The organism is Labrys methylaminiphilus subsp. lupini, assembly GCF_051161885.1.
Lineage (GTDB): Bacteria > Pseudomonadota > Alphaproteobacteria > Rhizobiales > Labraceae > Labrys.
The window spans coordinates 2,041,100-2,053,599 of record NZ_JBMDIH010000001.1; the positions used below are offsets into that span (position 1 = coordinate 2,041,100).

A 12,500-nucleotide genomic window follows, 5' to 3' on the forward strand; every position below is an offset into this window, starting at 1 on the left:
AATCGAGGCGTTCCGGCTTGAGATGGCGAGACCAGCTCGCGATTTCGTTTGACAAATCGTCGAGGGATTACAATGTTGACTTAGTCAACATTCAATGGCTCCCCCATGTCCGTCATCGACGATATCCGCGATTTCAACCGCTTCTATACCCATAAGCTTCGCCTGCTCGATCGGCACATGCCAGCCAGCTCCTTCCCCTTGCCGGAGGCGCGCGTGCTTTACGAACTCGCTGCCGGCGGGGAGCAAACTGCCGCCGACATCGGCCGGCGCCTCGACATGGACAAGGCGCATCTCAGCCGGATCGTCGCGCGCCTGAAGGCCGACGGCCTGCTGGAAAGCCGCACCGATCCCGCGCATGCCCGCCGCGATCTCCTGTCGCTATCTCCTGCCGGCCGCCATGCGTTTGCCGAGCTCGAAGCCGGCACCACAGCGCAGCTCAACAGGTTGCTCTCCCCTCTCGGCGAGGGAGATCGCGGTCAACTCGTCGGCGCCATGCAGGAGATCAAGAAGCTGCTCGACGTGAAAGAGCCTTCGCCGCAGCCGGTCATTCTCCGCAAGCCCAGGCCCGGGGATCTTGGCTGGGTCATCCATCGCCAGACCCAGCTCTATCACCAGGAATATGACTGGGACTGGACCTATGAAGGGCTGGTCGCCACGATCCTGGGTGATTTTGTCGCCAATTTCGATCCGGCCCGCGAGGATGCCTGGATCGCCGAGCTCGACGGGTGCATCGTCGGCTCGATCTTCCTGATGAAGAGCGATAGCGTCCCCATCGGCAAGCTGCGCCTGCTCTATGTCGACCCCAGCGCCCGTGGGCACGGGCTCGGCAAGAGGCTGGTACGCGCCTGCATCGAGCGTGCCCGGGCGCTCGGCTATGCCTCGCTCACGCTGTGGACCAACGACATCCTGATAGCGGCAAGGAAGATCTATCAGGCAGAAGGCTTCCAGCTGGCGGCGGAGAACCGCCACCATTCCTTCGGCAAGGACCTCGTCGGCCAGACCTGGACGCTGGATCTATAGAGCGTGGTGCCGAAGAGCGGACGCCGGTATTGTTGACGATTACCGCCCCAGCTTAGCAGACCGATTGGCCTTCAGCCGGGCGAAATCGTCGCCGGCATGATGGGAGGAACGCGTCAGCGGCGAGGAGGAGACCATCAGGAAGCCCTTGGTGTAGGCCACCGTCTCATAGCTCTTGAATTCGTCCGGCGTGATATAGGCGACCACCGGGTGGTGCTTGCGGGACGGCGCCAGATACTGACCGATGGTGATGAAATCGACATTGGCCGAGCGCAGATCGTCCATCAGCTGCAGAACCTCGTTCCGCTTCTCGCCAAGGCCGACCATGATGCCCGACTTGGTGAAGATGGTGGGGTCGATCTCCTTCACCCGCTGCAGCAGCCGCATCGAATGGAAATAGCGCGCGCCGGGACGAACGGTGAGGTAATTGGAAGCGACCGTTTCCATATTGTGATTGAACACGTCCGGCTTGGCCGCCACCACGATCTCGAGCGCGCCTTCCTTGCGCAGGAAGTCGGGCGTCAGGATCTCGATGGTCGTCCCGGGCGAATGGTGGCGGATCGCCTTGATCACTTCAGCGAAATGCTGGGCACCGCCATCCTTGAGATCGTCGCGATCGACCGAGGTGATCACCACGTGGCTGAGGCCGAGCTTGGCCACGGCAATGCCGGTGTGCTCGGGCTCCTTGGGGTCGAGCGCCCCGGGCATGCCTGTCTTGACGTTGCAGAAGGCGCAGGCCCGCGTGCAGGTGTCGCCCATGATCATGAAGGTGGCGTGCTTCTTGTCCCAGCACTCGCCGATATTGGGGCAGCCCGCCTCCTCGCAGACGGTGACGAGCTTGTTCTCCTTGACGATCGCCTGGGTGTCGCGCCACCCCGGTGAACCGGGCGCCTTGACGCGGATCCAGTCCGGCTTGCGCAACATGGGCTGATCCGGCCGGTGCGCCTTTTCGGGATGGCGGGGCCGGTTGTCGTTGTTGAGGAGGTCGAGGACGACAGCCATGACAAGCCTTTCGGTTCACTGCGGCCGGTATATCAGGAACGCCCGCGCTGCACCATTGCCGGACAAGCCCGGCAACCTTCTCCTGATCGCATGCCTCGCGCGATCGCAGGCATGCGATCAAGTCGATCATTACATATGGATGGCGCGCCCATAAGCGTCCAGGACGCTCTCATGCATCATTTCCGACAGGGTCGGATGCGGGAACACCGCATGCATGAGGTCTTCCTCGGTGGTCTCCAGGTTCATGGCGATCACGAAGCCCTGGACCAGTTCGGTCACCTCGGCGCCGACCATGTGTGCCCCCAGGAGCTTGCCGGTCTTGGCGTCGAACACCGTCTTGACCAGGCCTTCGGGCTCGCCGAGGGCAATGGCCTTGCCGTTGCCGATGAAGGGGAAGCGGCCGACTTTCACGGTGAAGCCCGCCTCCTTGGCCTTCTTCTCGGTCAGGCCGACGCTGGCGATCTGCGGCGTGCAATAGGTACAGCCGGGAATCTTGTCCTTCTCGAAGGCATGCGGGCTCTTGCCGGCGATCGCCTCGACACAGACCACGCCCTCATGCTCGGCCTTGTGCGCCAGCATCGGTGGCCCGGCAACGTCGCCGATGGCGAAAATCCCCGGCACATTGGTTTTGCCGAAGCCGTCGACCACCACGCAGCCGCGATCGGTCTTCACGCCAAGCTTCTCCAGGCCGAGATTCTCGATATTGCCGACCACGCCGACGGCTGAAATCATGCGGTCGGCCTCGATTACCTGCGACTTGCCGTCAGCCGTCTCCACCGTCGCCTTGACCGAATTGGCCGTCTTCTCGACCTTGGTCACCTTGGCGCTGGAGAGGATCTTCATGCCCGCCTTCTCGAAGCGCTTGCGCGCATGGGCGGCGATTTCCTCGTCCTCCACCGGCAGGATCTGCGGCAGCACCTCGACAACCGTGACCTCGGCGCCGAGCGTGCGATAGAAGGACGCGAATTCGATACCGATGGCGCCCGAGCCGACCACGATCAGCGATTTGGGCATGTCCGGCGGCACCATGGCGTCGAAATAGGTCCAGATCAGCTTTTTGTCCGGCTCCAGGCCCGGCAGGACGCGTGGGCGGGCGCCAGTGGCGACGATGATGTTCTTGGCCTGGTAGGTTCCGGGGCCCTGCGCGCCCTTGGGCGCCGGGATGGCCGGCCCTTGCACCGACTTGGTCGAAGCCTTGACCACGATCTCGCCGGGCTTGGTGATCTCGGCTTCGCCCCAGATCACGTCAACTTTGTTTTTCTTCAGGAGGAAGCCGACGCCGGTGGCGAGCTGGGCGGAAACCCCGCGCGAGCGCTTGACCACGGCGCCGACATCGGCGCTGATCGAGCCACTGAGCACGAGACCGAAATCCTTGGCGTGCTGGGAATTATGCAGAACCTCGGCCGAGCGCAGCAGCGCCTTGGTGGGGATGCAACCCCAATTGAGGCAGATACCGCCCAGATGCTCGCGCTCGACCACGGCCGTCTTCAGGCCGAGCTGGGCGGCACGAATGGCGGTGACATAGCCGCCGGGGCCGGAACCGATCACGATGACGTCGTAGGAACTCATTTGAGGTCTCCTCTTGGGCGCTACACCGAGGGCTCGCCCTCCGTCACAGCGCCGAATTCAGATCGGGAATGGTTCGGCGCTATCCGGCAGTCGCCGGAGCGGCCGGTGCCGGCACGGTGCTCGATTGCGTTTTCCAGTCCCGGGCGAAAATGCAGCGTTTCCGGCCAGAGGTGAGCCCGAGGGTCACCGGCAGTTCGACGCAGATTTGATGGGTTGGCGGCAATCCGCGCTGGCGGCGCTCCTGGGCTGCCTGCCCGTCCTTCTGGATCTGCTGTTCTATAGTCGCAGTTGTTGTAGAAGGATCTCTAGCCCGCTTTGCCCGGTCGATTGCGACCTGATCGGTATCGACGACCGTCCAGGCTACTGGGAAAACGCCTTGCGCGCCGGTGCGCCAACCATGACCCGATCCGTCGCCCTGGAGCTTCACCAGGATGCCGTCGCCAATGGACGCCGTGCCGGACATGGCAAGTTCGCGTGCCTGATCCATGGTCGGCTCGGGCTTGGGTGGGGCCGCAACGATAGGCTTGCCGGCCAAGCCCGGGGTGTTGCACCCGGCAAGCCCGGCCGCCAGCGCCAGGATCACGATACCCGGCGCGAAAGTCCGTCCTGCGGCCCCGCCGCTCACACCAGCATCCCCATGGGTTTTTCGATATAGCCCTTGAAGGCTTGCATCAGCTCGGCACCGAGTGCGCCGTCGACGGCGCGGTGGTCGGTCGACAGGGTCAGCGACATGATCGTCGCCACCTTGATCTCACCGCCATGCACCACCGGCTGCTTGATGCCGGCTCCAACCGCCAGAATGGTGGCGTGCGGCGGGTTGACGATCGCCGCGAACGACTTCACCCCGAACATGCCGAGATTGGAGACCGAACCGGTACCGCCCTGATATTCCTCCGGCTTGAGCTTGCGGCCCTTGGCCCGCGCGGCCAGGTCCTTCATCTCGTTGGAGATGGCGGAAAGCGTCTTGGACTCGGCATTGCGGATGATCGGGGTGATCAGGCCGCCCGGGATGGAGACGGCGACGCCGACATCGGCACGCTTGTGCTTGAGCATGGCGCCATCGGTCCAGGATACGTTCGCATCCGGCACGGCTTTGAGCGCCAGCGCATAGGCCTTGATCACCATGTCGTTGACCGAGACCTTGAAGGTGGGCTTGCCTTCCTTGGTCAGCGGGGCGCCGTGGTTGATCTGCTCGCGCAGGGCGAGCAGGGCGTCGATCTCGACTTCCACCGTCAGGTAGAAATGCGGGATGGTCGACTTGGCCTCGGTCAGGCGGCGCGCAATGGTCTTGCGCATGCCGTCATGCGGAATCTCCTCGAAGGAACCAGGAGCGAAGAGCTTCTTGGTGACTTCGTCCGAAGCGCCGGCCGGCGCGGCGGGAGCTGGCGCCGCCTGGGGAGCAGCCGCGGCCTGGGCAGGAGCCGCCGCAGGGGCGGCCTTGGCGCCGCCGCCGGCGATGGCCGCCTTGACGTCCTTCTCGACGATGCGGCCATGCGGGCCGGAGCCCTGGATGGCGCCGAGGTCGAGGCCGGCCTCCTTGGCGAGACGCTTGGCCAGAGGCGATGCGAAGATACGCGTACCGGCCTGGGCTGGAGCAGGCGCCGACGCGGCGGCAGGCGCTGCGGCCGGAGCAGTTGCTGGCGCGGCCTGAGCCGGTGCAGCAGCAGCCGGAGCCGCGGCGGCCGGAGCGGCAGCCTTCGGGGTTGGAGCCCCGCCGCTGGCGGCGACGGCCTTGACATCCTCGCCCTCGCTGGCGATCACGGCGATGAGGTCGTTGACCGGCACGTCGGCGGTGCCTTCCGGCACCACGATCTTGGCCAGAACGCCCTCGTCGATGGCTTCGACTTCCATCGTCGCCTTGTCTGTCTCGATCTCCGCCAGCACGTCACCGGACTTGATGGAGTCGCCTTCCTTCTTCAGCCATTTGGCCAGGTTGCCCTTCTCCATCGTGGGAGACAGAGCCGGCATCAGCACATTCACAGGCATCGGCAACTCCTCAGCGATAGAGGACGGCTTTGGCCGCCCCGACGACGTCAGCCACGCTCGGCAGAGCCAGTTTCTCGAGGTTCGCCGCATAGGGCATCGGCACATCCTTGCCGGACACACGAGCCACCGGCGCATCGAGATAGTCGAAGGCCTGCTCGTTGACGCGGGCAGCGATTTCCGAGCCGACGCCGGACTGTTGCCAGCCCTCCTCGATCACCACGCAACGACTGGTCTTGCGCACCGATGCGATGACCGTGTCGGTGTCGAGCGGGCGCAGCGAGCGCATGTCGATGATCTCGGCATCGATCCCCTCGCCTGCCAGGGCCTCCGCCGCCTTCAGGGCATAGGTCATGCCAATCGACCAGGCGACCAAAGTGACATCCTTGCCCGGCTTGACCACCTTGGCCTTGCCGATCGGCAAGACGAAATCGTCGAGCTTGGGCACGGGATGGCTGTGGCCATAGAGGATTTCATTCTCCAGGAAGACCACCGGATTGGGATCGCGAATGGCTGCCTTGAGCAGGCCCTTGGCGTCGGCCGCCGAATAGGGTGCCACCACCTTCAGGCCCGGCACATGCGAGTACCAGGAACCATAGTCCTGGCTGTGCTGGGCACCCACGCGCGCCGCCGCGCCGTTGGGGCCGCGGAACACGATCGGGCAGCCCATCTGGCCGCCGGACATATAGAGGGTCTTGGCCGCGGAATTGATGATGTGGTCGATCGCCTGCATGGCGAAATTGAAGGTCATGAACTCCACGACCGGGCGCAAGCCCGTCATGGCAGCGCCGGTGGCGATACCGGCGAAGCCATGCTCGGTGATCGGCGTATCGACGACGCGCCGTGCCCCGAATTCCTGCAACAGCCCTTGAGTGATCTTGTAGGCGCCCTGGTACTCGGCAACTTCCTCGCCGATGACGAAGACGTTGGCGTCGAGGCGCATTTCCTCCGCCATGGCATCGCGCAGGGCTTCGCGGACGGTCTGGGTGACGAACTCGGTGCCGGCCGGAATCTCGCCAGAGGCATCATGGGCTTCAGCCGGCGCCGGCGCCGACTGCACCACGGCGGGAGCGGCAACGCTGGGAGCCGGAGCCGCGGCGGGAGCAGCGGCCGGCTGGGCCGGTGCCGACGTTGCCGGCGCGGCTGCCTCGCCCTCACCCTGGATGAAGGCGATCTTGGTATTCACCGCGACATTGTCGGTACCCTCGGGCACCAGGATCTGCGTGAGCACACCTTCGTCGATGGCTTCGACTTCCATCGTCGCCTTGTCGGTCTCGATTTCGGCGATCACGTCGCCGGACTTGATGGTGTCGCCTTCCTTTTTAAGCCATTTGGAGAGTTTGCCCTGCTCCATGGTGGGAGAGAGGGCCGGCATCAGGATATCAGGCATGGGTGCCTCGAAGTCTGGAGAATGGAATTACGCGAGCAGGCTGGAACTGCCGACCATCACTTCAGGATGTCGGTCCACAGCTCCGAGGGATCGGGCTCGGAATCGCTGGTGGCGAAATCGGCGGAATCGTTGACGATGTCGCGGATTTCGGAATCGATCTTCTTCAGCTCCTCCTCGCTCGCCCCATGCTCTTCCAGCAGGCGTGCGCGGCTCTGTTCGATCGGATCGTGCTCGGTCCGCATCTTCTGGACTTCGTCCTTCGAACGGTACTTCGCCGGATCCGACATCGAGTGGCCGCGATAGCGGTAGGTCAGCATCTCCAGGATGTAGGGGCCCTTGCCGGAACGAGCATGTTCGATCGCCTTCTGGCCCGCCGCGTAGATGGCGCGCACATCCATGCCGTCCACCTGTTCGCCGGGAATGTTGAAGGAGAGGCCACGGCGGGAGAAGTCGGTCTGGGCCGAGGCACGATTCACCGACGTGCCCATGGCGTATTTGTTGTTCTCGATCACATAGACGACGGGAAGCTTCCACAGCGCCGCCATGTTGAAGCTTTCATAGACCTGGCCCTGGTTGGCGGCGCCGTCGCCGAAATAGGTCAGGCTCACCTTGCCGTCGGAGCGATAGGCATTGGCAAAAGCCAGGCCGGTGCCGAGCGATACCTGCGCGCCCACGATGCCGTGGCCGCCATAGAAAGCCTTCTCCACCGAGAACATGTGCATGGAGCCGCCCTTGCCGTGCGAATAACCGCCCTGGCGTCCGGTCAGCTCGGCCATGACGCCGCGAGGGGCCATGCCCGCCGCGATCATATGGCCGTGGTCACGATAGCCAGTGATGACCTGATCGCCTTCACGCGAAGCCATCTGCAGCCCGACCACGACGGCTTCCTGCCCGATATAGAGATGGCAGAAACCGCCGATCAGGCCCATGCCGTACATCTGTCCGGCCTTCTCCTCGAAGCGGCGGATCAGCAACATCTCGCGATAAGCCTTGAGCTCCTGGTCGCGGGAGAACGACGATGCCGTCCTGGTTGCCCCCGCTGCCTTGCCCGAGCGGGCGGCAGTCTTCGAAGCCTTGCTAGCGGTAGCAGCGGCCTTTGCGGCTGTAGCGGCCATGAACCCTCCGATTATTGGTGGCTAAGCTGAGGAAGTGCTAGCGCATCCAATATCAAAAAGCGAGAGCCACACCCAAATGCTGCACTGCAACATATTGAACATGCAACACAATTATGAATAAACTCAATTTCAGTTCATTTAGCAATGAACTCAATTCCCGTTATTCTTCGACACATTTTTGTCAAACTTCGACACTGCCCTGGAACGTCGTCGAAATAGATTCGATTTAACGGGAGAGAAGTCGCAACAAGTGGAAAGCCGATCCTACTTGGTCAGCAACACTACTTCGTCATTGGGATGAACGAGGCCCAGCACGTCACGCGCCTTCTCATCCAGCATGTCCGGATCGATCGCCTGTGACCTGAGCAGGTTCACACGCCGATCGAGAGCGGCATGCTCCTTCTGCAGCAGGACCAATTCACTGCCCAGATCCTGCTTCTGCTGGTCGAATTGGTGCTGTGCCTGGATGCCATGCTCGCCATTGAAGGCCTGATAGGAGAAATAAGCGATGGCTGCGGCCGCTCCCGCCAGAAGCGCGAGCTGGTTCAAGATGGCGCGGATGCGTGTGCGAATGACCATGCGGCCATGGTTAACCCTGGATGGTTGATATTCCGTTGACGCCGCTTGCTGCAGCGCAAAATCCACGACGTTTCAGCCCCTCCCGCATGCCGGTCCGGCAGGACCGCCATGCAAAAATGCGGCCCAAATAAAAAAACCGGGGAGCAGAAGCTCCCCGGCTTTGGTCTTCAACCCAAGTGAATCAGGCTCAGGCGAGCGCCTTCAGCGCGGCGCGGCCGCCATAAAGAGACTGCGTGCCGAGCGCCTCTTCGATGCGCAGAAGCTGGTTGTACTTGGCCGTGCGGTCGGAGCGCGCCAGCGAGCCCGTCTTGATCTGCCCGCAATTGGTGGCCACGGCGAGATCGGCGATGGTGGAGTCCTCGGTCTCACCCGAACGATGGGACATCACGGCGCGATAGCCTGCCTTGTGAGCCATTTCCACGGCCGCGAGCGTCTCGGTCAAGGTGCCGATCTGGTTGACCTTAACCAAAATCGCGTTACCCAGCCCCTTCTTGATACCCATCGACAGACGTTCGGTGTTGGTGACGAACAGGTCGTCGCCGACGAGTTGCACCTTGCTGCCAACCTTGTCGGTGAGCAGCTTCCAGCCCTCGAAATCATCCTCGGACAGGCCGTCCTCGATCGAGACGATCGGATAGTCCGCCGTGAGCTGGGCGAGATAATCGGCCTGTTCGGCGATCGAGCGCTTCACGCCCTCGCCGCTATAGTCATAGACGCCATCCTTAAAGAACTCGGTGGCGGCGCAGTCGAGCGCCAGCATGACATCCTCGCCTGGCTTGTAGCCGGCCTTCTCGATGGCGCTCATCACGAAATCGAGCGCAGCCTTGGCGGATGGCAAGTTGGGAGCAAAGCCGCCCTCGTCACCGACATTGGTGTTGTGGCCAGCATCCTTCAGCCCCTTCTTCAGGGTATGGAAGATCTCGGCGCCCATGCGCAGGCCTTCGGCGAAGGTCGGCGCGCCGACCGGCATCACCATGAATTCCTGGAAGTCGATGGGGTTATCGGCATGCATGCCACCATTGACGATGTTCATCATCGGTACCGGCAGGACGCGAGCGGCAGGGCCGCCGATATAGCGCCACAGCGGCAGGCCGGCTGACTGCGCAGCAGCCTTGGCGACGGCGAGGGAAACGCCGAGGATGGCATTGGCGCCCAGGCGGGACTTATTCGGGGTGCCGTCGAGGTCGATCATGGTCTGGTCGATCTGGATCTGGTCCTCGGCGTCCAGGCCGCCAAGCGCCTCATAGATCTCGCCATTGACGGCTTCCACCGCCTTCTCGACGCCCTTGCCGCCATAGCGCTTGCCGCCATCACGTAATTCGACAGCCTCATGCGCGCCAGTGGAAGCGCCTGATGGCACCGCAGCCCTTCCCGTGGATCCGTCTTCCAGCAGGACATCGACCTCGACCGTCGGATTGCCGCGGCTGTCCAGAATTTCGCGGGCGATGATGTCGCTGATAGCGGTCATGGGGCTGCTCCTGTTTGTGATGACGGATTGTTCGTCGCGCTCATAGCGGATGAACGGCCATGGCGGAAGAGTAAAACAACGTCACCAAACCGCCATCTCAGACGCGCGCCGCCTTGGGAGGCAACAAACGAGCCTGTACTTCGTCGAGCATTTCCCGGCGCGCCGGTGTCATGCCACCAGCAGCTTCAGCCACCTTGTGCATGAGATCGATCAGGTCCTTGCGCTCTCCCGCCGCGAGCTGCTTGTCGAACAGCGGCGCCAATTCACGGAACAGCACCGAAAAGCTCGGCGTATTGCGGGCGACATATTCGGCGAAGGTCCGATGTTCGACCAGTTTGTCGCCATAGCCGAACACGGTGCGGGCAGCCTCGTCGATCAGGCTTTCCGCAGCCGGCAGCACGGCGTGGTCGACACTGCCGAGCTTGATCAACAGGGCAAGCGCGCCATCGCGCGCTTCCGTCACCGAGCGCACAGCCGCCTTGACCTCCGCGTCTCGAGCCCGCTGCATGCGCCGCTGGCGCGCTGCCGCACTGAAATAAGAGGCGATGACCTCATGGCCATCAAAACGGATCAGCCAAAAGACGACCCAGCCCATCAGGGCACTCAGGATCAAAGCGATGACCGGCATGGCATTCCCCAGCGTTAGCACGAGAGATCTGCCACGAAATAGTCACATTGTCACGACAGGCGACGTTCCCTCCGAAACAGCTTGCATGGGTGCAAGAAATCACCGATTGCCGAGCAGATGAACCATGCATGGGAGCCAAACATGACCAGTTTCGACCCCTCCTCTCTTCAACTCGGCAGCGACAGCAAGATCCCCGCTACTCCCGAGGAAGCCAGGCTCGACCGCGTTCCCAATCCGCAGGCCGATACGCTCTATCTCGCGCGCTTTACCTGCCCGGAATTCACGTCGCTCTGTCCGGTGACAGGGCAGCCCGATTTCGCCCATCTCGTCATCGATTATGCGCCGAAGGACTGGCTGGTCGAATCCAAGTCGCTCAAGCTCTACCTCACCAGCTTCCGCAATCACGGTGCCTTCCATGAGGACTGCACGGTGGCCGTTGGCCGCCGCCTGGCCGACCTCCTGGAACCGCACTGGCTGTGTATCGGCGGCTATTGGTATCCGCGCGGCGGCATCCCGATCGATGTGTTCTGGCAGACCGGCAAGCCGCCCGAGGCCCTATGGCTGCCCGATCAGGGCGTCCCGAGCTATCGCGGACGGGGCTGAGCTCCGCGGAGTGTCAGCCTCACAGCTCCATCACCTGATGGAGCGGGGCTGACATCTTTCTTGGCTGGGAATGCCGCGTATCCAGGCTTGTCGATCTCGTTCCATCACTTGATGGAGCTGAGGAGATCGGCGCTCCAAAAGTTGCTCGCAAACCGCAACCGTGACGCTAGCTCTTGGCGATGGCGTCGAACTGCTTCAGGCGCGTGAGCAGCGCCTCGAGTTGATTGAGGGGCACCATGTTCGGGCCATCGGAGGGGGCGTGATCAGGATCCTGATGCGTCTCGATGAAGACGGCGGCCACGCCCACCGCCACGGCAGCGCGGGCCAGCACCGGCACGAATTCGCGCTGGCCACCGCTCGACGTCCCCTGTCCGCCCGGCTGCTGCACCGAATGGGTGGCGTCGAACACCACGGGCGCGCCAATCTGCTCGGCCATGATCGGCAGCGCACGCATGTCGGTCACCAGCGTATTATAGCCGAAGGAGGCGCCACGCTCGGTCACCAGCACATTGGGATTGCCCGCCTCGGTGATCTTGGCGACGACATTCTTCATGTCCCAGGGCGCCAGGAACTGCCCCTTCTTGACGTTGACGACCCGCCCGGTGCGGGCAGCGGCCACCAGGAGATCGGTCTGGCGCGAAAGAAAAGCGGGAATCTGCAGCACGTCGACGACCTGAGCGACCTTGGCGCATTGATCGTTTTCATGGACGTCCGTGATCACCGGCAGGCCGAACTTCTCGCGGATCTCGGCGAAGATCGGCAGTGCGTTGTCGAGGCCGACGCCGCGGGCTCCTTTGGCGGAGGTGCGGTTGGCCTTGTCGAAGGAGCTCTTGTAGATCAGGCCCAATCCAAGCTTGTCCGTGATCTCCTTGATGGCCGAAGCCATTTCCATGGCATGCTCGCGGCTCTCCATCTGGCAGGGGCCGGCGATCACGGTGAGCGGGAGCGCATTGCCGATGCGAAGCTTGCCGAGGGAGACGACGGGATTGGCGGCGGTCATGAGCGCTCCTGAGGTTGATCGATATCGCGGAGATAAGGCTGGCGGCAGTCGAAGGCAAGCTTGGCGCATGCTACGGGGCATCAGGCGTCTCGCCCCTAATGCGCTGATTTTAACGAGATAGATGCGCGATTGCGTCAGGCGAGGCG

12 protein-coding genes are annotated in these 12,500 nt (G+C 63.0%); 2 read left to right on the forward strand and 10 right to left on the reverse strand.

All coding sequences use genetic code 11. The features are described from left to right. Positions 1–105: 105 nt before the first annotated feature. Complete coding sequence (locus ACN6KF_RS09685) at positions 106–1,020, forward strand: bifunctional helix-turn-helix transcriptional regulator/GNAT family N-acetyltransferase (RefSeq protein WP_434956643.1); 915 nt, start codon at positions 106–108, stop codon at positions 1,018–1,020. Between the two features lie 39 nt (positions 1,021–1,059). On the opposite strand, the gene lipA is transcribed toward ACN6KF_RS09685, so the two are convergent. The 9 genes from lipA to ACN6KF_RS09730 form a co-directional block, all read right to left on the reverse strand. After that, positions 1,060–2,019, reverse strand: coding sequence for a lipoyl synthase (gene lipA, locus ACN6KF_RS09690; protein WP_434956644.1), 960 nt, complete (start codon positions 2,017–2,019; stop codon positions 1,060–1,062). Between the two features lie 129 nt (positions 2,020–2,148). Beyond that, a complete protein-coding gene (lpdA, locus tag ACN6KF_RS09695) occupies positions 2,149–3,588 on the reverse strand; it encodes a dihydrolipoyl dehydrogenase (RefSeq protein WP_434956645.1) in 1,440 nt (479 codons plus the stop codon). A 79-nt stretch (positions 3,589–3,667) separates the two neighbouring features. Beyond that, positions 3,668–4,213 (reverse strand): hypothetical protein, encoded by a 546-nt coding sequence (locus ACN6KF_RS09700; protein ID WP_434956646.1) that lies wholly within the window; start codon positions 4,211–4,213, stop codon positions 3,668–3,670. Beyond that, positions 4,210–5,574, reverse strand: coding sequence for a pyruvate dehydrogenase complex dihydrolipoamide acetyltransferase (locus ACN6KF_RS09705; RefSeq protein ID WP_434956647.1), 1,365 nt, complete (start codon positions 5,572–5,574; stop codon positions 4,210–4,212). The genes ACN6KF_RS09700 and ACN6KF_RS09705 overlap by 4 nt, the downstream gene beginning before the upstream one ends. A gap of 10 nt (positions 5,575–5,584) precedes the next feature. Continuing rightward, positions 5,585–6,961 carry a pyruvate dehydrogenase complex E1 component subunit beta gene (locus ACN6KF_RS09710; RefSeq protein ID WP_434956648.1) on the reverse strand — a complete coding sequence of 459 codons (1,377 nt, stop codon included), beginning with the start codon at positions 6,959–6,961 and terminating at the stop codon, positions 5,585–5,587. A 56-nt stretch (positions 6,962–7,017) separates the two neighbouring features. Continuing rightward, the gene (gene pdhA / locus ACN6KF_RS09715; RefSeq protein ID WP_434956649.1) at positions 7,018–8,076 is read right to left on the reverse strand and encodes a pyruvate dehydrogenase (acetyl-transferring) E1 component subunit alpha; all 1,059 of its coding nucleotides are present in this window, start codon (positions 8,074–8,076) and stop codon (positions 7,018–7,020) included. A 264-nt stretch (positions 8,077–8,340) separates the two neighbouring features. Then, positions 8,341–8,655, reverse strand: coding sequence for an FtsB family cell division protein (locus ACN6KF_RS09720; RefSeq protein WP_434956650.1), 315 nt, complete (start codon positions 8,653–8,655; stop codon positions 8,341–8,343). Positions 8,656–8,842: 187 nt separating this feature from the next. Next, positions 8,843–10,123, reverse strand: coding sequence for a phosphopyruvate hydratase (gene eno, locus ACN6KF_RS09725; RefSeq protein ID WP_434956651.1), 1,281 nt, complete (start codon positions 10,121–10,123; stop codon positions 8,843–8,845). 97 nt (positions 10,124–10,220) lie between these two features. Further along, positions 10,221–10,751: a hypothetical protein gene (locus ACN6KF_RS09730; protein ID WP_434956652.1), complete on the reverse strand. Its 531-nt coding sequence runs from the start codon at positions 10,749–10,751 to the stop codon at positions 10,221–10,223. 141 nt (positions 10,752–10,892) lie between these two features. Here ACN6KF_RS09730 and queF point away from each other — a divergent pair, with 141 nt between their 5' ends. Next, positions 10,893–11,354, forward strand: a complete 462-nt coding sequence (gene queF, locus ACN6KF_RS09735) for a preQ(1) synthase (RefSeq protein ID WP_434956653.1) — start codon at positions 10,893–10,895, stop codon at positions 11,352–11,354. A gap of 166 nt (positions 11,355–11,520) precedes the next feature. On the opposite strand, the gene kdsA is transcribed toward queF, so the two are convergent. Further along, on the reverse strand, positions 11,521–12,354 hold the full coding sequence (gene kdsA, locus ACN6KF_RS09740; protein ID WP_434956654.1) for a 3-deoxy-8-phosphooctulonate synthase: 834 nt from the start codon (positions 12,352–12,354) through the stop codon (positions 11,521–11,523). Between the last annotated feature and the right edge of the window lie 146 nt (positions 12,355–12,500).